The organism is Streptomyces noursei, assembly GCF_001646665.1.
Taxonomy (GTDB): Bacteria; Actinomycetota; Actinomycetes; order Streptomycetales; family Streptomycetaceae; genus Streptomyces; species Streptomyces lavendulocolor.
Genome location: NZ_LWBU01000062.1, coordinates 37,832 through 59,765, shown reverse-complemented (window position 1 = coordinate 59,765; position 21,934 = coordinate 37,832). Strand labels below are relative to the sequence as shown.

The 21,934-nt window shown below is 72.6% G+C and carries 22 protein-coding genes; 7 read left to right on the top strand and 15 right to left on the bottom strand.

Going from position 1 to position 21,934, the window contains the following annotated elements; genetic code table 11:
• Positions 1-16 precede the first annotated feature (16 nt).
• The 5 genes from A4V12_RS06115 to A4V12_RS06095 all read right to left on the bottom strand — a co-directional run bounded on the left by A4V12_RS06115 (position 17) and on the right by A4V12_RS06095 (position 6,055).
• Positions 17-1,063 carry a BMP family lipoprotein gene (locus tag A4V12_RS06115; RefSeq protein ID WP_064068180.1) on the bottom strand — a complete coding sequence of 349 codons (1,047 nt, stop codon included), beginning with the start codon at positions 1,061-1,063 and terminating at the stop codon, positions 17-19.
• A gap of 234 nt (positions 1,064-1,297) precedes the next feature.
• Positions 1,298-2,518 (bottom strand): M20 family metallopeptidase, encoded by a 1,221-nt coding sequence (locus A4V12_RS06110; RefSeq protein ID WP_064068223.1) that lies wholly within the window; start codon positions 2,516-2,518, stop codon positions 1,298-1,300.
• Positions 2,519-2,874: 356 nt separating this feature from the next.
• Positions 2,875-3,699, bottom strand: coding sequence for a MerR family transcriptional regulator (locus A4V12_RS06105; protein WP_064068179.1), 825 nt, complete (start codon positions 3,697-3,699; stop codon positions 2,875-2,877).
• Positions 3,700-3,753: 54 nt separating this feature from the next.
• Positions 3,754-4,413 carry a leucine efflux protein LeuE gene (gene leuE / locus A4V12_RS06100; protein WP_064068178.1) on the bottom strand — a complete coding sequence of 220 codons (660 nt, stop codon included), beginning with the start codon at positions 4,411-4,413 and terminating at the stop codon, positions 3,754-3,756.
• A 61-nt stretch (positions 4,414-4,474) separates the two neighbouring features.
• A complete protein-coding gene (locus tag A4V12_RS06095; RefSeq protein WP_064068177.1) occupies positions 4,475-6,055 on the bottom strand; it encodes an acyl-CoA mutase large subunit family protein in 1,581 nt (526 codons plus the stop codon).
• Positions 6,056-6,238: 183 nt separating this feature from the next.
• Between A4V12_RS06095 and A4V12_RS06090 the strand changes: the two genes are divergently transcribed.
• Positions 6,239-7,099 carry a L,D-transpeptidase family protein gene (locus A4V12_RS06090; protein ID WP_064068176.1) on the top strand — a complete coding sequence of 287 codons (861 nt, stop codon included), beginning with the start codon at positions 6,239-6,241 and terminating at the stop codon, positions 7,097-7,099.
• Between the two features lie 220 nt (positions 7,100-7,319).
• Here the strand turns inward: A4V12_RS06090 and A4V12_RS06085 are convergent, their stop codons facing one another.
• The 10 genes from A4V12_RS06085 to A4V12_RS06040 all read right to left on the bottom strand — a co-directional run bounded on the left by A4V12_RS06085 (position 7,320) and on the right by A4V12_RS06040 (position 16,223).
• Positions 7,320-8,435 carry a hypothetical protein gene (locus A4V12_RS06085; RefSeq protein ID WP_064068175.1) on the bottom strand — a complete coding sequence of 372 codons (1,116 nt, stop codon included), beginning with the start codon at positions 8,433-8,435 and terminating at the stop codon, positions 7,320-7,322.
• On the bottom strand, positions 8,435-9,115 hold the full coding sequence (locus A4V12_RS06080) for an RNA polymerase sigma factor (protein ID WP_064068174.1): 681 nt from the start codon (positions 9,113-9,115) through the stop codon (positions 8,435-8,437). The genes A4V12_RS06085 and A4V12_RS06080 overlap by 1 nt, the downstream gene beginning before the upstream one ends.
• A gap of 263 nt (positions 9,116-9,378) precedes the next feature.
• Entirely contained in the window at positions 9,379-10,389 is a 1,011-nt protein-coding gene (locus A4V12_RS06075) for a hypothetical protein (protein WP_064068173.1), read from the bottom strand.
• Positions 10,389-10,946, bottom strand: a complete 558-nt coding sequence (locus tag A4V12_RS06070) for an RNA polymerase sigma factor (RefSeq protein ID WP_107415338.1) — start codon at positions 10,944-10,946, stop codon at positions 10,389-10,391. Before A4V12_RS06070 ends, A4V12_RS06075 begins: the two co-directional genes overlap by 1 nt.
• Positions 10,947-11,154: 208 nt before the next feature.
• Complete coding sequence (locus A4V12_RS06065; protein WP_107415337.1) at positions 11,155-11,853, bottom strand: maleylpyruvate isomerase N-terminal domain-containing protein; 699 nt, start codon at positions 11,851-11,853, stop codon at positions 11,155-11,157.
• Positions 11,854-11,933: 80 nt separating this feature from the next.
• Complete coding sequence (locus A4V12_RS06060; RefSeq protein WP_064068171.1) at positions 11,934-12,215, bottom strand: hypothetical protein; 282 nt, start codon at positions 12,213-12,215, stop codon at positions 11,934-11,936.
• Positions 12,216-12,312: 97 nt separating this feature from the next.
• A complete protein-coding gene (locus A4V12_RS06055; protein ID WP_159028821.1) occupies positions 12,313-12,537 on the bottom strand; it encodes a hypothetical protein in 225 nt (74 codons plus the stop codon).
• A gap of 64 nt (positions 12,538-12,601) precedes the next feature.
• Positions 12,602-13,642 (bottom strand): hypothetical protein, encoded by a 1,041-nt coding sequence (locus A4V12_RS06050; protein ID WP_064068169.1) that lies wholly within the window; start codon positions 13,640-13,642, stop codon positions 12,602-12,604.
• A gap of 258 nt (positions 13,643-13,900) precedes the next feature.
• Positions 13,901-14,443, bottom strand: a complete 543-nt coding sequence (locus A4V12_RS06045; RefSeq protein ID WP_064068168.1) for a hypothetical protein — start codon at positions 14,441-14,443, stop codon at positions 13,901-13,903.
• A gap of 133 nt (positions 14,444-14,576) precedes the next feature.
• Positions 14,577-16,223, bottom strand: a complete 1,647-nt coding sequence (locus tag A4V12_RS06040) for a beta-N-acetylhexosaminidase (protein ID WP_064068167.1) — start codon at positions 16,221-16,223, stop codon at positions 14,577-14,579.
• Positions 16,224-16,382: 159 nt separating this feature from the next.
• Here A4V12_RS06040 and A4V12_RS06035 point away from each other — a divergent pair, with 159 nt between their 5' ends.
• The 6 genes from A4V12_RS06035 to A4V12_RS06010 all read left to right on the top strand — a co-directional run bounded on the left by A4V12_RS06035 (position 16,383) and on the right by A4V12_RS06010 (position 21,931).
• Positions 16,383-17,036 carry a 2-oxo-4-hydroxy-4-carboxy-5-ureidoimidazoline decarboxylase gene (locus A4V12_RS06035; RefSeq protein WP_079136837.1) on the top strand — a complete coding sequence of 218 codons (654 nt, stop codon included), beginning with the start codon at positions 16,383-16,385 and terminating at the stop codon, positions 17,034-17,036.
• A gap of 135 nt (positions 17,037-17,171) precedes the next feature.
• Positions 17,172-17,552, top strand: a complete 381-nt coding sequence (gene sdhC / locus A4V12_RS06030; RefSeq protein ID WP_079136836.1) for a succinate dehydrogenase, cytochrome b556 subunit — start codon at positions 17,172-17,174, stop codon at positions 17,550-17,552.
• Between the two features lie 8 nt (positions 17,553-17,560).
• On the top strand, positions 17,561-18,040 hold the full coding sequence (locus A4V12_RS06025; protein WP_064068220.1) for a succinate dehydrogenase hydrophobic membrane anchor subunit: 480 nt from the start codon (positions 17,561-17,563) through the stop codon (positions 18,038-18,040).
• Positions 18,041-18,062: 22 nt separating this feature from the next.
• On the top strand, positions 18,063-19,817 hold the full coding sequence (sdhA, locus tag A4V12_RS06020; protein WP_064068165.1) for a succinate dehydrogenase flavoprotein subunit: 1,755 nt from the start codon (positions 18,063-18,065) through the stop codon (positions 19,815-19,817).
• The gene (locus A4V12_RS06015; RefSeq protein ID WP_064068164.1) at positions 19,817-20,575 is read left to right on the top strand and encodes a succinate dehydrogenase iron-sulfur subunit; all 759 of its coding nucleotides are present in this window, start codon (positions 19,817-19,819) and stop codon (positions 20,573-20,575) included. The genes sdhA and A4V12_RS06015 overlap by 1 nt, the downstream gene beginning before the upstream one ends.
• Before the next feature lie 165 nt (positions 20,576-20,740).
• Positions 20,741-21,931, top strand: coding sequence for a cytochrome P450 (locus A4V12_RS06010; RefSeq protein WP_064068163.1), 1,191 nt, complete (start codon positions 20,741-20,743; stop codon positions 21,929-21,931).
• The last annotated feature ends 3 nt before the right edge of the window (positions 21,932-21,934 follow it).

Below are 21,934 nucleotides of genomic sequence, written 5' to 3'. Positions count from 1 at the left end.
GGTCGCGTCCGCGTGGTTACGGAGCGGTCTTGACCTTGATCTTGCCGGCGATGATGTCGGCCTTGGCCTTCTCGACCGCGGCGGTCACGTCGGTGAGCTTGGTGTAGGCCGGGTTGGAGGTGGCCAGACCCACGCCGCCCTTGTCGAGGCCGTAGCGGACCTCGCCGGACTGCGGCTTGCCGTCCTTGACCGACTTGATCAGGTTGTAGACGGAGTCGGCGACATCCTTGGTCACCGAGGTGAGGATGTACTCCTTGTAGGCCGCGAGGCCCTTCTGGTTGTACTGGTCGGAGTCGACGCCGATGGCCCACTTCTTGGCCTTGGCGGCGGCCTCGATCGAGCCCGAGCCGGCGAGACCGGCGGCGGCGTAGATCACGTCGGCGCCCGCGTCGAGCTGCCCCTCGGCGGCGGCCTTGCCGAGGTCCGGCTTGGAGAAGCCACCGAAGTCCGGCGGCTGCGTCAGGTACTGGACCTTGACGTTGACGTTCTTGTTGGTGTCCTTGACGCCCTGGACGTAGCCCGCCTCGAACTTCTTGATCAGCGGGGTCTCGACACCGCCGATGAAGCCGACGGTGTTGGTCTTGGTCACCTTGGCGGCGGCGACACCGGCCAGGTAGGAGCCCTGCTCCTCGTTGAAGACCAGGTTGGCGATGTTCTTGCCGGTCTTCGAGGTGTCGTCGATCAGACCGAAGGTGGTCTTCGGGAACTTCGGCGCGACCTCGGCGATGGCGGGCGCGTAGGCGAAGCCGACACCGATGACGGGGTTGTTGCCGGCGCGGGCCAGCTCGGTCAGGCGCTGGACCTTGTCCGGGTCGCCCTCGCCCTCGCTGGGCTCCGCCTCGGTGCCCTCGACGCCGAGGTCCTTCTCGGCCTTCGCCAGACCGGCGTAGGCGGCGTCGTTGAAGGACTGGTCGCCGCGGCCGCCGATGTCGTACGCGATGGCCGCCTTGGGGTCCTGGTCGTCGCCACCACTGGACGACGACTTTCCGCCACACGCGGTGGCGCTGAGTGCGAGTGCCGCGGACGCGACGCCCACGGTTGCGATCCTGGTGATCCGGCGCAAGGGAGGCTCCTTCAACCTGACCTAAGCGCCTCTTCTCGGCGCTGGTTTCGCGGCGATCGTAACGCGCGTAGATGTCAGGTAAAGGCCTGTTCGTTAGCCGTTACCAGATCGACGCGAACAGCCGATGACGTTCGCCGTACCGCCACGAGGCGTAATGGGGCCCTGCCCGTTGGTGACCGGAAACTGACGGGTCGGCCCGCCCCGAACGGGCGGGCCGTGTCCGTGCGGAGGCGGTCAGAGGCCGCCGTCGAGGAGGGCGGCGGCGGTGAACAGTTCGACGCCCACCTGGATGGCCCGCTCGTCGACGTCGAAGTTGCCCCGGTGGAGGTCGAGCCGGGACGTATCACCCGGTCGGCGGACACCCAGCCGGGCCATCGCACCGGGCACGTGCTCCATGTACCAGGAGAAGTCCTCGCCGCCGAGGCTCTGCTCGGTGTCCTCGATCGCGTACGTCCCGAGGCGCGCCGCCATCGCGTCGTGCAGCAGCTGGGCCACCGCCGCGTCGTTGACGACCGGCGGGACGCCCCGCACGTACTCGATCTGGCACTTGGCGCCGTGCAGCGTGGCCACCTCGTCGATGGCCGCGTACACCTGGTCCGGGGCGTGCCGCCAGGCCTCCAGGTCCAGGCAGCGGACCGTGCCGCCCAGTTCGGCGCGCTGCGGGATGACGTTGGGCGCATGCCCCGCCTCGATGCGGCCCCAGGTCAGGACCAGCCCGGACCGGGTGTCGATCCGGCGCGAGAGCACGGCGGGCGCGTCGACCGCGACGCGGGCCGCCGCGGTGACCATGTCGGTGGTGAGGTGCGGGCGCGCGGTGTGGCCGCCGGGCCCGTCCAGGGTGACCTCCAGGCGGTCGCAGGCCGAGGTGATCGGCCCGGTGCGCAGCCCGATGCGGCCGACGTCGACGCGCGGGTCGCAGTGGACGGCGATGATCCGGCCGACGCCGTCGAGCACCCCCGCGTCGATGGCGCTGATCGCGCCGCCGGGCATGACCTCCTCGGCGGGCTGGAAGATCAGCCGCACGGCGCAGGGCAGCCGGCCCTCCCGGGCCAGGTCGGCCAGGACCAGGCCGGCCCCGAGGACGACCGTGGTGTGCACGTCGTGACCGCAGGCGTGGGCCCGGTCCGGCACGGTGGAGCGGTACGGGACGTCGGTCTTGGTGTCCGGGATGGGCAGCGCGTCGATGTCGGCGCGGATCGCCAGCATGGGGCGGACGCCGTCCCACGAACCGATGTCGCACGTGAGCCCCGTGCCGCCGGGCAGGACCCGGGGGCTGAGCCCGGCCGCTTCGAGGCGCGTCTTGATCGCCGCGGTGGTGCGGAACTCCTGGAAGCCCAGCTCGGGGTGCATGTGCACATCCCGGCGGAACGCGATCAACTCGGCGCGCAGGCTCTCTGGCAGCGCGCCGAGGAGGGGCGTATCGCCGGGAACGTCTGTTTCGGGGTCGCGGGACATCACCTTGTTCACCCATGACAGGGTAGGCGCGTTTCGCCCTCAACTAACGTGTGATCTACAAAACTTCAGCCCGTTAGGGGAAAGAAAGCCTGGACGGCGGGCTTGAGCGCCAGGTCAAGTGGGTAAGCTCACGCTTTTTCCGCGTGTGTCGATCGCTCCCGATCCCGTTCCGGTCGGGTGTTCGCTCAAGTGATCGTGCCCGGTCGTGCGGATCTCACGCTCCGGTGAGCGACAGACCGTGCGCCGTCCGCGCCGCCGTCCGTGCCGGCTCGGTCACGGCTGCGTCCCGGTCCCCCGCCCACGCGCCGGGTCCGCCGGCCGGCCCCCGGCGTGCCCGGCGCGTGGGCGGGCGGTGCTCAGGACGCCCTGACGACCGGCTCCTGGATCTCCGTGACCCACTGCGCGGGATCCTCCGGGCACTCCAGGTACAGCTCGCGGGAGTAGCCCGCCGAGCGGTAGCCGTTGGAGTCGATCCAGGCGGCGAGGGTCTGGACGGTGGGCAGCAGGTCGTCCATCGCGCCGCGGTGGACGACCGTCGCCGCCCGCTCGATGCCGGGCAGGTCGACGACGGCCACGTCCGGGACCGTGACGCCGGCCGGGATCGTCATCCCCGCGTGGACGACGATCGAGCCGTCGCCCGCCGGCGCGTCCTCGTAGTGGGCGATACCCGGTCCGAAGCCGGTGACCCCGGCGGCCTCCAGACGGGCGCACAGCTCCCGGTACAGGGGCGCGATGACCGGGCCGATCTCGCCCGGTCCGAAGCCCGCGGCGATGCCGGTCAGCTCGGCGAGCCGGACGCCCGGAACGCTCTTGACGACGACTTCCTGGGTGGACATGTGTCCCTCGCTCTCGATGGCCCGGAGCCTCGCCCCGACCCGCGCCAGCCGCGCGGCCGCCTCGCTCACGGCCGACTCCAGCTCGGCCTGCCGCAGCCGCAGCATCCCGCGCAGTTCCTCGGGCCCGACCCGTTCGTCGAGGATCGAGCGCACCTGGTCGAGGGTGAAGCCGAGGTCCTTCAGCGCGATGACGCGGTTGAGCCGGGCGAGCTGGCCGGCCTCGTAGTAGCGGTAGCCGCTGTACGGGTCGACACGGGCGGGGCGCAGCAGTCCGACGGCGTCGTAGTGGCGCAGCATCCGGACCGACACCCGGCCGTGTCTGGCGAAGTCTCCGATGGTGAACATGACGCCTCCCACGACACGGCCTCACACGGTGTCAGGGTCAAGTCGGTCCGGTGCTCACGCCGCGCTGCTGAGCGACAGCTTCACCGCGAAGCCGAGGAACAGCGCCCCGGCCGCCGAGGTGGCGGTGGCCGACAGGCGCTTGCGGCGGCGGAACGCGGCGGCCAGGTGGGTGCCGGTGAAGATCAGCAGGGTGAGGTAGAGGACGCTGGCGGCCTGGGCGAGCGTGCCGAGCACCACGAAGGACAGCGCCGGGTACTGGTAGGCCGGGTCGACGAACTGGACGAAGAAGGCGATGAAGAACAGGATCGCCTTCGGGTTCAGCAGGCTGATGACGAAGGCCCGGCGGAACGGCCGCTCGGCGGCCGGCGCGGGGGCCGCCGCCTCCGGTTCCGCCGCCACCCGCTCCCGGCGGGTCCGCCACATCGACCAGGCCGCCCGGAGCATCCCGACCGCCAGCCAGGTCAGGTAGCCGGCGCCCGCGAACTTCACGATGCCGAAGAGCAGCGCGTTGGCCTGGAGCAGGGAGGCCACGCCGGCCGCCGACAGCGTCATCAGGACCGTGTCGCCGCACCACACGCCGGAGGCGGCGACGTACCCGGTGCGCACCCCGCGCCGGGCGGCGACGGAGAGCACGTACAGCGAGTTCGGCCCCGGCAGGAGAATGATCAGGACGAGGCCCGCGAGATAGGTCGGCAGATCGGTGACACCCAGCATGGGGCGGAGTGTCGCACGTGGGTACGACACTCCGCCTCGGTGTTTCGTCACACGGGACGCGTCAGAACGCGTCCGTCGGGACGTACGTCCCCCAGACCTCCCGCAGCGCGTTGCAGACCTCGCCGACCGTGGCCCGCGCCCGCAGGGCGTCCTTCATCGGGTAGAGGACGTTGTCGGTGCCCTCGGCGGCCTTCTTCAGCTCCGCGAGCGCCGCGTCGACCGCCGCCTGGTCCCGCTCGGCCCGCAGCTTGGCGAGGCGCTCGGCCTGCTGGGCCTCGATCGCCGGGTCGACCCGCAGCGGCTCGTAGGGCTCCTCCTCCTCCAGGGTGTAGCGGTTGACGCCGACGACGACGCGCTCGCCGGAGTCGGTCTCCTGGGCGATGCGGTAGGCGGACCGCTCGATCTCGTTCTTCTGGAAACCCCGCTCGATGGCGTTGACGGCGCCGCCGAGGTCCTCGACCTTCGTCATCAGCTCCAGGGCGGCGGCCTCCACGTCGTCCGTCATCTTCTCGATGACGTACGACCCGGCGAACGGGTCGACGGTGGCGGTGACGTCCGTCTCGTAGGCGAGGACCTGCTGCGTGCGCAGCGCCAGGCGGGCGCTCTTGTCGGTCGGCAGCGCGATGGCCTCGTCGAAGGAGTTGGTGTGCAGCGACTGCGTACCGCCGAGGACGGCGGCGAGGCCCTGCACGGCCACGCGCACCAGGTTCACCTCGGGCTGCTGGGCGGTGAGCTGCACGCCCGCCGTCTGGGTGTGGAAGCGCAGCATCAGCGACTTGGGGTTCTTGGCGCCGAACTCGTCGCGCATCACCCGCGCCCAGATCCGGCGGGCGGCGCGGAACTTCGCCACCTCCTCCAGGATGGTGGTGCGGGCGACGAAGAAGAACGACAGGCGGGGCGCGAAGTCGTCGACGTCCATGCCCGCGGCGACGGCGGTACGGACGTACTCGATGCCGTCCGCGAGGGTGAACGCGATCTCCTGCGCGGGCGAGGCCCCGGCCTCCGCCATGTGGTAGCCGGAGATCGAGATCGTGTTCCACTTCGGGATCTCGGTCTTGCAGTACTTGAAGATGTCGGCGATCAGCCGCAGCGACGGCTTCGGCGGAAAGATGTACGTGCCGCGGGCGATGTACTCCTTGAGCACGTCGTTCTGGATGGTGCCCGTCAGCTTGTCCGCCGGGACGCCCTGCTCCTCGCCGACCAGTTGGTAGAGGAGCAGCAGGAGGGCGGCGGGGGCGTTGATCGTCATCGACGTGGAGACCTTGTCGAGCGGGATCCCGCCGAACAGCACCCGCATGTCGTCGATGGAGTCGATCGCCACGCCGACCTTGCCGACCTCGCCGTGCGCGATCGGCGCGTCGCTGTCGTGGCCCATCTGCGTCGGCAGGTCGAACGCCACCGACAGGCCCATGGTGCCGTTGGCGATCAGCTGCTTGTAGCGGGCGTTGGACTCGACGGCGGTGCCGAAGCCGGCGTACTGCCGCATCGTCCAGGGGCGGCCGGTGTACATGGTCGGGTAGACACCGCGCGTGAAGGGGTACGAGCCCGGTTCGCCCAGTTTCTCGTCGGCGTCCCACCCGCTCAGGGCGTCCGGCCCGTACACCGGCTCGATGGGCAGACCCGACTCCGACTCGCGCGCCATGTGCTGTGCCTTCCGATTAGACCTACTCGCTGGTACCGACCCTCGCGACGGACTGTAGCGGCGGGCGTGCGGCGGGTGGAGAGCCGCACGCTGGGACCTTCCTCACAGCATGCTCCGCGCCGCGCAACCAAGCACCCCCGCGAAGCATCCATTAGGTACAGGTCATCAACTCGGGGGGCTCACATGCACCGCACATCCGTCATACGCAGATCCGTCCTGGCCGCGGCGGCCGTCGCCCTGGCCGCCACCGGCTGCACCGCCCAGGCCGTGGGGGCGGCCGGGGACTCCGCGGCCGGCGGCCCGTCGTCCGCGTCGCCGTCGTCGCCGGCGGCCACCGCCTCGCCGTCGTCCGGCGCCTCCGCCGCCGGTGGCGCCGGCCCGACCGGCTCCGCCCCGGCCCCGGCGGCCTCCGGCGAGGTGCTGATGGCGGAGGGCACGGAGACGGAGCAGGTGCGCGAGCTCCAGGCCCGGCTGCGCCAGCTCGGGCACTTCCACCGCAGCCCCACCGCCTTCTACGGCTCGATGACCGCCAAGGCCGTCTCGGCGTTCCAGGAGAAGCAGGGCCTGACCGCCACCGGCGAGGTCGACGGCGCCACCTGGGAGAGCCTGACGGCCGCGTCGCGCACGCCCACCGCCGGCGAGCTGCGCCCGCCGACCACCAACGAGCTGGACAAGCCCGACGCCCGCTGCATGACGGGCCGGGTGCTCTGCATCAGCAAGGAGAGCCGGACCCTCGCCTGGATGATCGACGGCAAGGTGGTCTCGGCGATGGACGTGCGCTTCGGCTCGGAGAACACGCCGACCCGCGAGGGCACCTTCAAGGTCGACCGCAAGGAGCGCGAGTGGAAGTCGACGCTCTACCACACGTCGATGCCGTACTCGATGTTCTTCAGCGGCGGCCAGGCCGTGCACTACTCGGCGGACTTCAAGGCCCGCGGCTACAACGGCGGCTCGCACGGCTGTGTGAACGTGCGGGACATGGACCGGCTCTCGTCGGTCTTCGGCCAGGTGAAGGTCGGCGACAAGGTCGTCGTCCACTGGTGACGGCCGGCTCCGGCCGGGAGGAGAGAGAGGGCGCGAGCGGGACCGGGGGAACGTGTCCCGCCCGCGCCATGTGCGCTGAGCCGTAGGTACGGGGGGAACCCCGGCTCTTCGCGCTGCCGATGACCAGTCGGCTCACTCATTACTGCGCCGCGGGGCGGAAAAACGTCACACCCTCACCGAAGAAATTTTGAAACCGCAGGTCAGAGCCGTTCGAAGGGGCTCAGAAGACCAGTCCGGAGTGCCGTACGACGAGTGACGGCGCCACCGGCCGCCAGGACGCCGACGGGCGCGCCGCCTCCGGGTCGTCGTCGCGGCCGGCGTCCTCGCCGCCCCAGCCGCCGCTCCACTTCCCCGGGCCGGGCCCGTGGCCCGTGCCCCCGGAACCGGAGCCGCCCGTGCCCGGACCGCCGGAGCCCGATCCCGAGCCGCCGGAGCCGGTACCGGTGGAGCCGTCCTGGGACCCGGCCTCGCCGGCCAGCACCTTGTCGCAGAGGGCCTTCAGCTTGGCCGCCCCGTCCGCGGCGGCCTCCAGCCTCTCCCGGCGGTCCCGGTCGAGGCGGCCGTCCCGGTAGTCGCGGCAGTCCTGGACGGTCCGCGCGAACCAGTGGTCGCCCGTGCCGGGGCCGGCGACCGCGCCACCGGATCCTGCACCCGCCACGTCGGCCGTGTCGCCGCCGGGCCACCCGCCCGTGGCGTCGTCGCCCTCCCCGGTGCGGCCGCTCCCCTCCGGGTCCGGCCGGCCCGGTACGCGCTCGCGCCCCTCGCCGGGCGTCGCCGACGCCGAGGGCCGCGCGCCGCCGGGCTCACCGGCCGCCCCGGGCGTCGCCGCGCCGGACCCGCCGGTGGGCGCGCCGTCCTGGGGCGTGTCGGGGGAAGCGTCGGACACCGACGCGGCGGGCAGCGGCTCGCCGGCGTCGCCGCCCAGCACCGGCAGGACACCCGTGCCGGCGCCGACGGCCACGCCGCCCACGGCGAGGCCGGCCACCGACGCGGCCAGGCCCCAGCGCACCGGCCGCGCCCAGCGCATCCGCCTGCGGGGCCCGGGCCGGACGCGTACCGTGCCGAGTTCGGCTGCCTCGGGGACACCGGCGGCACCCAGCGCGGTGCGCGCCCCGGCGGCCTTCTCCGCCCGCGCGGCGCGGAACGCCGCCAGCGCGGCCTCCTCGCCCGGCAGCTCGCCCGCGGCGGGGCCGGCGGCGGCACGCAGGGCGTCCAGCGCCCGCTCGACCCGGCCGGCCGCCTCCCGCGCGTGATCGTCGGCGGGGCGGACCGGTTCACCTCGCAGCAGGTTCTCCACCGCGTCCTGGTCGAGCCATTCATCCCGCTCGTCGGCCATCACATGTCCTTCTGCGTCCGCGAGCGCCAATGCGTCACACCGGCACGCACCCCGGAACCGGCCCGGCGCCCGGGTTGTGGCGGTACGGCGCTCAGCGCGCCGGGCGCCGCCCCGGCCGGCTCGCCGCGCCCGTCCGCGTCCAGCAGTTCGGCCAGTCGCTTCAGCCCGCGGTGGGCGGCGGTGCGCACGGCGCCGGGCCGTTTGCCCAGGGTCTCGGCGGCGCTCTTGGCGTCCAGACCGACGACGACGCGCAGGATGACGGCCTCCGCCTGGTCCTGCGGAAGCTGGGCGATCAGGTGCATGGTGCGGCCGGTGGACAGGGCCTCCATCGCCTCGTCGGCGGTGTCGGACTCGGCCGGCTTGTCGGTCAGCTCCGTCTCGTCGCCGCCCACGGCGGGGCGCCTGCCGCGCATGCGCAGGTGGTCCAGGGCGCGGTTGCGGGCGATCCGGGCCGCCCAGCCCCGGAAGCGGTCGGCGTCCCCGCTGAACCGGTCGAGGTCGCGGGATATCTGGAGCCAGGACTCGGACGCGACATCCTCCGCGTCGGCGTCGCCGACCAGCGTGCGTATGTAGCCGAGCAACCGCGGATGCACGGCGCGGTACACAGCACGGAAGGCCTCTTCGTCCCCGTCCTGCGCCGCGAGCACTGCGGTGGTCAGCTCCGCGTCGTCCCCCAGCACTCCCTCTACCTGTTCGTCATCGCGGCTGGTCACCGCCGTCGCTACGCCCGGCGCGCAGCAGCACGCTACGTGGTCGTACCGCGTCACGTCCATGTCTTGTACAACCTGCAACATCCCGCTGACCGAGAGCGGTGTGACAGAAAACGCACCCATGGCGCTGATAGGAGTACGGGGCCGTACCGCGGACCCGTGGACGGCGACCGGGGCCTCTCCTGTGGGGGGTGGCGGCCCCGGTCGTCCTCCGCCGTGCACACGCGTACGGGTCACGGCCTGCCGTGCGGGCCCAGGGCGCCGCCCGCCGCCGCCTCGGCGCCCGTCCTCGCGGCCGGCCCACCGCCACCGCTCCCGCCGTCCCGGCCGGTCCGGGGCTTTTCCCCGCTCCCGCCCTGCCCGGTCTTCTGCTTCGCCTGCGGCTTCCCGTGCGGCTCGGCGCCGGACTTCCCGCCACCCTTGCCGTGCGGCTTCCCGCCGCCCTTGCCGTGCGGCTTGGCTTCCGGCTTCGCGCCGCCCTTGCCGCCCGGCTTCCCGTGGGGCCTGGTGTGCGGCTTGCTCCCCGCCTCGTCCCCGGCCTTGCCCCCGCCCGGTGCGCCCGGCGTGCGTCCGGTCCTCGAGGTCGGCTCCGGGCCCGGCTCGGCGCCCTTACGGGTGTCCGCGCCCGCGCCCGGCTTGCTCTTGCCCTTCCGCTCCGCCTTCGGCCCGGCACCGGCACCGGACTCCGGCGCACTCGGGCCGCCGGGGCGCCCACTTGCCGCCGGCGACGGGCTCACGCCCGGCACCACGACCGTGCCAGGTGTCCGGGCCGGAGCGTGCGCCGGGCCCTCCTGCTCGGCGAGCGGCGTGGCGGACACGTCACTGTCGTGCGGCGACACCGTCGACGGGCGGCGTTCCGGAGCGGCACCGCCGCCGCCCCCGCCGAACGGCGAGCCGAGCGCGCCGGTCTGGGCCGCCACCGCGACCCCGCCGAGCAGGACCGTCGCCGCCAGCCCCATCGCCGAGGCCCGCAGCGAGCGCAGGCGCCGCCGCTCCCGTTCCGGCCGCCAGTCGTCGCGCCGCCGGGTCCTGCGCCCGGCGTGCTCGCCGCCGTCCCGGGCCGCGCGGAACGCCGCCACCGCCCGCTCCTCGCCCGCCGGATCGACCGCACCGCCCAGTACGGCGGCCGCCAGCAGCTCGGCCGGCCCCGCCGAAGCGCCGTCCGCCCGGACGTCGTCCGCCCCGGCACCGGTCCGGCCGACCGCCCAGGTGTCACCGTCCCGCGGCTTCCTGTCCCTGCTCATCACCCAGCTCCGCCCTGCGCCAGTCGCCCGGCGAGTTTCCTCAGTCCTCGGTACGCGGCGGTGCGCACCGCTCCCGGCCGCTTGCCCAGCACCCTCGCCGTCGCCGGGCCGTCCAGCCCCACGACCACCCGGAGCAGCACCGCCTCCGCCTGCTCGCGCGGCAGCCCGCGGATCAGCGCGAGCGCCTGCTCCGTCGACAGGCTCTCCAGCGCCGCGGCGGCGGTGTCCTGGCCGCCCGGCAGTTCCAGCACGTCCTGCTCGATCAGCGCGGTGCGCGGGCTCCGCCGCTGCTTGCGCAGGTGGTCCAGCGCCCGGTGCCGGGCGATGGTGGCCGTCCACCCGCGGAAACCCGCGCCGTCGCCCTGGAACCGCCCGAGGTCCCGGGCGATCTCCAGCCACGCCTCGGCGGCCACGTCCTCCGCGTCGTCGCCGACGAGCCCCCGCACGTATCCGAGCAGCCCGGGGTGGACCAGCCGGTACGCCCGCGCGAACCCGTCCTCGTCGCCCTGCTGAGCGCGCTCCACGGCGGCGCCGAGTTCCGTGTCGTACGCCCCCACACTGCCCTCTTCGCGCCGCCCGTCACATTCCCCCACCCCCTATCTGCGTCCGGGAGCCCGAAAATGTCACAGCGGCACCATCCGGCGGGCGTCGCGGGCATCTCGCCGGCCCCGGCGCCCGACCCGGCGACACGCGCCGGCCCGGTCCCTCACGCGAACCGGAACGGGTCGCCCGTCGTGGCGCGGCGCCGACGGATCCGCCGGCCCCTCACATCGCCGGGCCGTCCCCGACGGCTCCGTACCAGCGCCAGGACGTCAGGCGCTCCCGCCCCGGGAGCTCCCCGCGGCCGGTGGCCCACAGCAGGGTTGGCCAGGCGGGCGTGTCGGTCGGCGCGTGGGGGAAGAGCCGCGGCAGGACACGGTCGCAGAGCCGCGCGGGCGGGTCCCACGGCAGGCCGAGCCCCTGGGTGACGTCATACGTGTGGACGAGGGTCTCGACGACGCCCATCGCCGCGAAGCCCTCCGCGTCGGACGCGCCGAACACGTGGTGCGCCCGCACGTGCGGGGGCGTGACCCGCACCATCGCGGCGAGCATCGCCCCGCAGGCCTCCAGCATCTGGAGCAGCCCGGCCGGCCCGGCCCGCCGGTCGGCGTACGTGACGTTGGCGGGCCCGCCGGGGCGCCGCGCCTCCCACAGGAAGGGCACCTCACCGTCCGGGGAAGGGCGCTCGGGCCCGAGCTGGGCGGCGTACGCGAACAGGTCGTCGGCCAGGTGCTCGACGGTCTCCCAGCAGGTCCACTCCAGGCTTCCGGCCCTGGCGTCCCAGTCGGCGCCGCCGTCCGCCCGTCCGAGCACGTCCACCGCGAGGCGGACGGCGGACAGGACGTCCTGCGCGGTGACGGCGCAACGGCCGTTCGCCGTCGCACCGGTGACGACGGAGGACCGGGCCGGTTCGTGGCTTGTCATGGCGCTCCTGGTCCGCCCCGCGTCGGGTCTCCTGCGCTCGCGGGTCGCCGGGCGGGGCGCCCCGCGCGCCGTACGACGGCTCACTGTACGGGTTCGGCCCAGGCGGCGTACGTGAGCACCGTCTCGCCGTCCGCGAGGTCCGCGCGGGCCCGGGGGCCGTAGTGGATCCGGTAGGCGAGCCCCTCGATCTCGACGAGCCCGCACTCCGTGCCGCCGCCCCCCGGCTCCCGGAAGCCGGAGCTCTCGACCACGTCCCAGCCGGCCTCCCGGGCCAGGTAGACCCACTCCTGGTAGGCCTCTTCGTTGCCGCCCGCGTCCGGGTCCGTGTCGCCGACCCGGATGAGGATCTGCACCGGGTCCACTCGCCGCCCCTGCGCCATCACCGACCGACCTCCCGCCGCACCGGGCCGTCACCGCGGCCTCCGCCCCCGCGACCGACGAGTCCCCCGTCCGGCCGGGTCAGAACACCCCGAGCTCCTGTCCCGTCCACAGGACGGCGGTCGTCAGGCACAGCCCGGACATCCCGATGCCACCCAGCGCGTACGCCGTCACGCGCGCCGCCGCGTGGCGGCGGACCAGGAACAGGGCGAGGGCCACGACCAGCAGGACCCCGCACACCGTCTGCGCGTGGCCCAGGGTCCACCGGAGCAGCGCCAACAGGCCCAGCGACAACAGCATTCCCATGCGTACCCCCGTGGTGCGCGGGGCGGCGCGCACACCGGCGCACCGCCCCGTCCCCGTCGTACGACTACGCCGCGTCCTCGACCGGGTGGTCCTCCTCGAAGCCGTCCTCGAAGCCCTCGTCCGCGAGGCCCGACGTGTCGACGTCCTCCTCGTCCATCATCGCGCCGGCGAAGCCGCCCATCAGCTCCTCCATGTCCAGCTCGGTGGCGCCGGCCGGGGCGGTCGTCGTGCGGCCCTCGCCCACGCGCAGCAGCAGCCCGAGCTTCTTCACCTTGGCGTCCTCGGCCAGCTTGGCGAGGTCGATGCTCACCTCGGACAGCTCGCCGTTCTTGAGCGTGAAGTCGGCGGACACCTTGGCGTTCGGCGCGTCCCGGAGGTCCTTGTCCGTCGGCAGGTCCATGCCCGGGGGCAGGTCCTTGGCCAGCGGGCGGATCTCCCCGAACAGCTCCGTGAGGAGCGTGCGGAACGGCGCCGTCGCGATGATGTGCTCGGTCCCGTCCTTGCCGCCGGACGTCGTGAAGTCGACCTCGCGGGCGACGGTCTCGCGCAGGGCCTCCAGCAGCTTCTTCTGCGTCTTGGCGTCCATGGTCGGCTCCGGCGAGGGCTTCGCACCGGGTCCGGCGGCCCCCATGTCGGTGCCGGCCTTCTCCAGCTCCTTGTTGTTGAACTTGACCCACTCGCCCTCGAGGGCCTTCTTCAGCCCGGCCGCCTCCGGCGGCAGGTCCTCGGCGGCCGGTACGGGTGCGCCCAGCACCTTGCCGACGGCGTCGATGTCGGTGCGGAGGTAGGTGTAGTCGCCGATGACCCGGTACTCGATGAGGTCGCCGTCCTTGTTGCTGATCTTCATGGCCATGCCGACGTAGTCCTTCTCTCCGGACTCGTCGATCGGCTTGCGCGACTGAACGGTGAAGCTGATCCGCGCCTCGCTGAGCAGCTGGGCGGCCTCGTCGGGCATCTCGTCCCCGGGCTCCGGGTCGGACTTGGCGTCGAGCGCCTTCAGCGTCGCGGCGTCGGTGTCCAGGTCGAGCTCGAAGGAGACCGACTTCTCCTTGCCGAGCCGCTCGAAGGCCTGGTCGAGCTTCTTGCCGGCAGACAGCTGCTGCACCGTGCCGCAGGCGGCCGAACCCGCCAGAACGGCGCCGACGACTGCGGTGGCGGTCAGGGTCTTGCGTATGGCGGTGATGATGGTCTCCTCGTCAGTGCGACCACGGCGTGATCACTCAGGAGACTCGCAACTCCCCCCGATGGTTGCCCTGTCGGGCCCCGCGGACCCGTCCGGCCTCGGGCCGCGACCGCAGCCGCGGCAGCGGCAGCGGCAGCGGGGCGGTGCCCCGTGTCCCCGACGGGACCGGCCCGGTCCGGATCACGCCCCGCGGCCGCGGCGCGAGACCACGGCCCGCAGCACCCGCCGTCCCTCGGCCGACACCTCCAGCACCGGCCGGAGCCCGGCGGCGGCGGCCGGCGCGTCCGCGAGGAAGTCGAGGATCTGCGCCTGCCGCCGTTCCTCGCCGTCCGCGAGCGGTCCGCCGCCGAGCCGCTCGTGCACGTCCAGCGCGGCGGCCGCGCAGACCCCGGCCCAGGCGCGCAGCGCCGCCCCCTCCCACCCGGAGGGGGCGGCGGCCAGCATGTCGCGTACGACCGCGCCGGCGGGACCGGCGGCCGCGGGGCCCTGCCCGGCGCCGGCGTCCACCGCGTCCGCCACGCGGGCCCTGACCTCGGCCAGCCGGTCCGTCCAGTCCGCCCCGCCCTCGGCCACGCAGTGCCACAGCGGTCGCAGCAGGTCGTCGGGCAGGCCGTCGGGCGGGGAGCCGAGCAGAGGAAGGCAGCGGTCGAGGCAGGCCAGCGCGGAGGCCGCCGCCCCCCGCTCGTCGATCCGGTCGATCGGTTCCTGCGCACTGTGACTCATGGACGTCTCCCGTCGCGGACGCGGTTCTCCCTGTACTGCGCCGCTTGGCCGGATTACGTCACTGCGTGTGGCGGGAAACCATCGGTTCAGCGACGACGGGTCCCCCGCCGGCGCCGGCCGCGCGCCTCCCGCCTCACGCCCCGCCGCCCAGCCGGTCGGCGAGCGTCCGGAAGTCCGCCCAGGTCAGCGTGGGCCGGGCCGGGTCCCAGAGCTTCTGGGCCGTCGCCCGCAGCGGCATCCGGATGCCGCTCGCCACCTGGGCCGGGGTCTGGGCGCCGGCCAGGTCGCACCAGACGGCGAACCGGCCGCCGAGGATCTGGCCCGCGTACCGCTCGGGCACCGCCGACGAGCCGCGCAGCACCAGCGGCGTCCACTCCTCGTAGATGCGGCGCCCGGTGGGGTACGTGAACTCGTTGGGCTCGCCGAGCACGTAATAGAGGTACTCGTCGTTGAGGTTCACCACCGCGCGGCCCTCGCGCAGGTACTCCACCGGTTCGCGGGCGCCGATCTCCTTGCCGGTCCAGTACTCGACCTCGATGTCCTTGTCCGCGGTGACCGCCCCGCCGGCGAAGAAGCCGTCGTTCCAGGCCTTGGCCTCCTTGTCCGCCGCGTTCACCACGGCCGCCCGGTCGTTCAGCCAGCCGGTCGCGAGGTCCTCGACACCGGCGCCCTGTCCGTACTTCTGCCGGGCCGCGGTCGCGAGCTGCGGGTAGGAGGCGGCCGGGTCGCGCACCGTCAGCGCCTGGTACTCGTCGGCGCCGAGGTGGAACCACGGGCCGGGGAAGAGCGCGGCGTACTCGCGCAGCAGGTCGTCGACGATCCTGGCCGACGCGGGCTTCGAGATGTCGATGGCGCCCTGCCGGGGCGTGCCCTGCACGTTGCGCAGCTGGAGGTCGGGATGGGCCCGCAGGACCGCGCCGAGGTGTCCGGGCGAGTCGATCTCGGGGACGACGGTGATGTGCAGCCGGGCGGCGAGGGCCAGGATGCGGCGCACCTCCGCCTTGGTCAGGTGCTGGGCGGAGACGACCTCGGGGTGCGAGGCGGACTCGATGCGGAAGGCCTGGTCGTCGGAGAAGTGCAGGCCGAGCTGGTTGAGCTTGAGGTCGGCCATGTCGCGCAGCCGGTCCTCGATCCAGGCGGCGCTGAAGTGCTTGCGGGCGATGTCCAGGTTCAGTCCGCGCTGCGGCTTGCCGGGCCGGTCGCGGACGACGCCCTCCGGCACCACGCCGCCGGAACGGAGCGCCTGCTTGACCGTGCGGGTGCCGTAGAAGGCCCCGGCCTGGTCGGGCGCGGATATGCGCACCCGCCCGCCCCGGGTGGTGAGGGTGTACGACTCGGGGCCGCCGGCCTGCCCGCTGTTCAGGGCCAGCTCGACGTCGCCGGGGCGGGCGGGGGCCTCGCCCCGGTAGGCCGTCCTCAGCTCGCCCGCGAGGAGCCGGGCCTCGTCCGCGAGCACGCCGCTGCCCTTGGCGACGACGACCGCGCTCCCGGCGCCGGGCCGCCAGCCGGGGCCCCGGGCGGGTTCGTGGTCGCGCACCGACGGGATGGTGCGGGGTTCGGTGGAGAGCGGATACGTCCGTGCGGGTGACGGGGTGGGCGACGCCTCGGGGGCCGCCTCCGTGGCCGGCGCGGTGGACGCCGGTGTGGTCGCGGTACCGGGCGCGGCGGTCCCCCGGTCGCCGTCGCCGCCGTCCCCGCAGCCCGCGGCGGTGAGGGACAGCAGCACCGCCGCGACGAGACCCCCTGTGGAATGCCGGTTCACTCGCCTACCTCCGTCCATGGGTGTCCATGGCTGTACGGAAACTCTCCCTTCCGAGTGAACTTCTCGCATCTCCCCTCCCGCCCGCGCTCACCCTGGGTAATGTTGTGCCCCTTCCCTCACACCTTCCTCACAGATCACCCGCTGTCCCTTCCGCTGCCCTTTTCGAGGAGCCCCACGATGGCCGGCGACTCCACCGCAGGCACCCCGAAGCGACCGCCCGCCCTCGCGGCCAGGGCCGCCACGCCCGGGTCGGGCACCGGCACCGCCCGCCCGCGACACGCCCCGTCGGAGTCCGCCCGCGCCCGGGCCATACCTGCCCAGGGCCACGCCGGGCACGCCCTCGAAGGGCTGGTGCGGTTCAACGCGGCCCCGGCCGCGGCGGCCGAGGCCGCACTGCTCGCCTGCTGCGGCAGCCGCGGCTGGGCGCGGCTGATCGCCGCCCACCGCCCGTACCCCACGCTCGACGCGCTGCTCGCCGCCGCCGACGAGGCCAGCTACGACCTGTCCGGCGCCGACCTGGACGAGGCGCTGGCCGACGAGGCCTCGGCCGGCCTGCCGCCGGGCACCCCGACGGCCGCGCACACCGCCTGGGAGGCGGCGCACGCCCGGTACGAGAGCCGCTTCCACCACGCCTTCGTGATCTGCCTGGACGGCCACCGGCCCGAGGAGCAGCTCAACCAGGCCCTGTCGGCCATCCACCTGCGCATGAGCCACCCGCCGGAGAAGGAGCGGGTGATCGCCGCCGACGAGCTGCGGCGCCTGGCTCGTGCCCGTTTGTCCCGTCTGATCGGACGAACCGGCCCCTCGGGTAGCCCGTCCGTGCCTGTTTGATCACACCTGGGGACCCCGGGCGAGGGATCCGACAAGTCGTCGCTACGATGACCGGGGCCGGTGGACCGTACCCGGCCGGGTCAGACCGACATCGAAGCCGGCCGACCCTGATCCCCGCTCCCGGAGGGTTTTTCCGTGCCGGCTGGAACGCTGTACCGCGGCCGGGAAGGCATGTGGTCGTGGGTGGCTCATCGAGTCACCGGCGTCCTCATCTTCTTCTTCCTGTTCGTACACGTGCTGGACACCGCTCTCGTCCGTGTCTCCCCCGAGGCCTACGACGAGGTCGTCGCCACCTACAAGACGCCGCTCGTGGCGCTGCTGGAGTACGGCCTCGTCGCCGCCATCCTCTTCCACGCGCTCAACGGCCTTCGCGTGATCGCCGTGGACTTCTGGTCCAAGGGCCCGCGCTACCAGAAGCAGATGCTCTGGTCCGTGATGGCCATCTGGTTCGTCCTGATGGTGGGCGCTCTCTACCCCGTCCTCGGCCACGCCGTACGCGAAGTGTTCGGGAGCTGATGTCCGAGATGTCCACTGACCTCACCAAGTCCGCCGTCGGCCCCGTCGAGGGCGAGAGCCTGTACGACACCGACAACCCGGCTCCGTACATCGAGCCGCCCCGCAAGCGGACGGGCAAGACCCCGAAGTCGACCCGCGGCAACTTCGAGATGGCCGCGTGGCTCTTCATGCGCCTGTCGGGCATCGTGCTGGTCGTCCTCGTCATCGGCCACCTGCTGATCCAGCTCGTGCTGGACGGCGGCGTCTCCAAGATCGGCTTCGCCTTCGTGGCGGGCCGCTGGGCGTCCCCGTTCTGGCAGGTCTGGGACCTGCTGATGCTGTGGCTGGCGATGCTGCACGGCGCCAACGGCCTGCGTACCGTGATCAACGACTACGCCGAGCGCCCGAACACGCGCCTGTGGCTCAAGGGCCTGCTGTACACCGCCACGGTGTTCACCATCCTTCTGGGCACGCTGGTGATCTTCACCTTCGACCCGAACATCCGCTAGGCACGGGGCTGAGGAAATCCGCATGAAGATCCACAAGTACGACACCGTCATCGTCGGCGCCGGCGGCGCGGGCATGCGCGCCGCCATCGAGGCGACGAAGCGCAGCCGTACCGCCGTGCTGACGAAGCTCTACCCCACCCGCTCCCACACGGGCGCCGCGCAGGGCGGCATGGCCGCCGCGCTGGCGAACGTGGAGGAGGACAACTGGGAGTGGCACACCTTCGACACGGTCAAGGGCGGTGACTACCTGGTCGACCAGGACGCCGCCGAGATCCTGGCGAAGGAGGCCATCGACGCCGTCCTCGACCTGGAGAAGATGGGCCTGCCGTTCAACCGGACCCCGGACGGCACCATCGACCAGCGCCGCTTCGGCGGCCACTCCCGCAACCACGGCGAGGCCCCGGTCCGCCGGTCCTGCTACGCCGCGGACCGCACCGGTCACATGATCCTCCAGACGCTGTACCAGAACTGCGTCAAGGAGGGCGTGGAGTTCTTCAACGAGTTCTACGTCCTGGACCAGCTGATCACCGAGGTCGACGGCGTCAAGAAGTCGGCCGGTGTGGTCGCCTACGAGCTGGCCACCGGTGAGATCCACGTCTTCCAGGCCAAGGCCGTGATCTACGCGTCCGGCGGCACCGGCAAGTTCTTCAAGGTGACGTCCAACGCGCACACCCTGACCGGTGACGGCCAGGCCGCCTGCTACCGGCGCGGCCTGCCGCTGGAGGACATGGAGTTCTTCCAGTTCCACCCGACGGGCATCTGGCGCATGGGCATCCTGCTGACGGAGGGCGCCCGCGGTGAGGGCGGCATCCTCCGCAACAAGGACGGCGAGCGCTTCATGGAGAAGTACGCGCCCGTCATGAAGGACCTCGCCTCGCGTGACGTCGTCTCGCGCTCCATCTACACGGAGATCCGCGAGGGCCGCGGCTGCGGTCCCGAGGGCGACCACGTCTACCTGGACCTCACCCACCTGCCGCCGGAGCAGCTGGACGCCAAGCTGCCCGACATCACCGAGTTCGCGCGGACGTACCTCGGCATCGAGCCCTACACGGACCCGATCCCGATCCAGCCGACCGCGCACTACGCCATGGGCGGCATCCCGACCAACGTCGAGGGCGAGGTCCTCAGCGACAACACCACCGTCGTGCCGGGCCTGTACGCCGCCGGCGAGGTCGCGTGCGTGTCGGTGCACGGCGCCAACCGCCTGGGCACCAACTCGCTGCTCGACATCAACGTCTTCGGCAAGCGCGCCGGCATCGCCGCCGCCGAGTACTCGGCCAAGGCCGACTACGTCGAGCTGCCGGAGGACCCGGCCTCCTTCGTGCGGGAGCAGGTCGAGCGGCTCCGCAACTCCACCGGCAGCGAGCGGGTCTCGGTGCTGCGCAAGGAGCTCCAGGAGACGATGGACGCCAACGTGATGGTGTTCCGCACCGAGCAGACGATCAAGACGGCGGTCGAGAAGATCGCCGAGCTGCGCGAGCGGTACCGGAACGTGTCCATCCAGGACAAGGGCAAGCGGTTCAACACGGACCTGCTGGAGGCCATCGAGCTGGGCAACCTGCTCGACCTGGCCGAGGTCATGGCCGTCTCGGCGCTGGCCCGCAAGGAGTCCCGCGGCGGTCACTACCGCGAGGACTACCCGAACCGCGACGACGTCAACTTCATGCGCCACACCATGGCGTACCGCGAGGTCGGCGCCGACGGCTCCGAGACCGTGCGTCTCGACTACAAGCCCGTCGTCCAGACCCGCTACCAGCCGATGGAGCGTAAGTACTGATGGCTACCCCCGTACTGGACAAGGTCGAGGCGGACTCCGCCGCCTCCCCCTACATCACGGTCACCTTCCGGATCCGCCGGTTCAACCCGGAGATCTCGGACGAGGCGCAGTGGCAGGACTTCCAGATCGAGATCGACCCGAAGGAGCGCGTGCTCGACGGTCTCCACAAGATCAAGTGGGACGTCGACGGCTCGCTCACCTTCCGGCGGTCGTGCGCGCACGGCATCTGCGGCTCCGACGCGATGCGGATCAACGGCAAGAACAGGCTCGCCTGCAAGACGCTGATCAAGGACATCAACCCGGAGAAGCCCATCACGGTCGAGGCCATAAAGGGCCTGACGGTCCTCAAGGACCTGGTCGTGGACATGGAGCCGTTCTTCCAGGCGTACCGCGACGTGATGCCCTTCCTCATCACCAAGGGCAACGAGCCGACGCGTGAGCGGCTCCAGTCCGCCGAGGACCGCGAGCGGTTCGACGACACCACCAAGTGCATCCTGTGCGCCGCGTGCACGTCGTCCTGCCCGGTGTTCTGGAACGACGGCCAGTACTTCGGTCCGGCCGCGATCGTCAACGCCCACCGCTTCATCTTCGACTCGCGCGACGAGGCCGGCGAGCAGCGGCTGGAGATCCTCAACGACAAGGACGGCGTGTGGCGCTGCCGCACCACGTTCAACTGCACGGACGCCTGCCCGCGTGGCATCGAGGTCACCAAGGCGATCCAGGAGGTCAAGCGCGCGCTGATCACGCGCCGCTACTGACCTTCCCCGCGCCGGCGCCGAAGGGCCCGTTTCCTCACGGAAGCGGGCCCTTCGGCCGTGGGTCGCCCGTACCGGTGGTTTGGCCGAACTGGGTATGGACCCGATGGATGCCTGAGGCATGTAGTGGAGATCGGCAGTCCGAGATCCCGTGCTTGCGAGGCCACCATGACGGAAGCCGTAGCGTTCCCCCAGGACCGCACGTGTCCCTACCACCCGCCCGCCGCCTACGCACCACTGCGCGAAGCCCGGCCGCTCACCCGGGCCACCCTCTACGACGGCCGCTCGGTGTGGGTCGTCACCGGCCACGCCGCCGCCCGCCGGCTCCTGTCCGACCAGCGGCTGTCCACCGACTCCACCAACGCGGCCTTCCCGATCCCCACGGAGCGCTTCGCGGCCGTACGCAGCCGGCGCCGCGCCGCCCTGCTGGGCGTGGACGACCCCGAGCACAACGCGCAGCGCCGGATGCTCATCCCCGGGTTCACCCTCAAACGCACGGCCGACCTGCGGCCGCGCATCCGGCGGACGGTGGACGAGCTGCTCGACGCCATGGTCGAGCAGGGCCCCCCGGCCGAGCTGGTGTCCGCCTTCGCCCTGCCGGTGCCGTCCATCGTCATCTGCGACCTGCTGGGAGTGCCCTACGCCGACCACGAGTTCTTCGAGGAGCAGTCGCGCCGGCTGCTGCGCGGCCCGTCGGCGCAGGACACCGAGGAAGCCCGTCTGCGACTGGAGGGCTACCTCGGCGACCTGATCGAGCACAAGCGCGACAAGCCCGGGGAGGGCGTGCTCGACGACCTGGTCGAGCAGCAGCTCGCCCGGGGCCGCCTCGACAAGCAGGAGCTGATCGAGCTCGCCACCATCCTGCTCGTGGCCGGCCACGAGACCACGGCCAACATGATCTCGCTCGGTACGTACACCCTGCTCCGGCACCCGGAACGGCTGGCGGAGCTGAAGGCGGACCCGGAGCTGATGCCGGCCGCCGTGGAGGAGCTGCTGCGGTTCCTGTCGATCGCGGACGGGATGCTCCGGGTGGCCACGGAGGACATCGAGATCGAGGGCGTGACCATCCGGGCGGACGAGGGCGTCGTCTTCTCCACGTCCGTCATCAACCGGGACACGTCCGCCTACGCCGAACCGGACACGCTGGACTGGCACCGGTCCGCCCGCCACCACCTCGCGTTCGGCTTCGGCATCCACCAGTGTCTGGGGCAGAACCTGGCGCGGGCGGAGATGGAGATCGCGCTGCGCGGGCTCTTCGAGCGGCTGCCGGGGCTGCGGCTGGCCGCGCCGGCGGAGGAGATTCCGTTCAAACCCGGGGACACGATCCAGGGGATGCTGGAACTGCCCGTCACATGGTGAGGA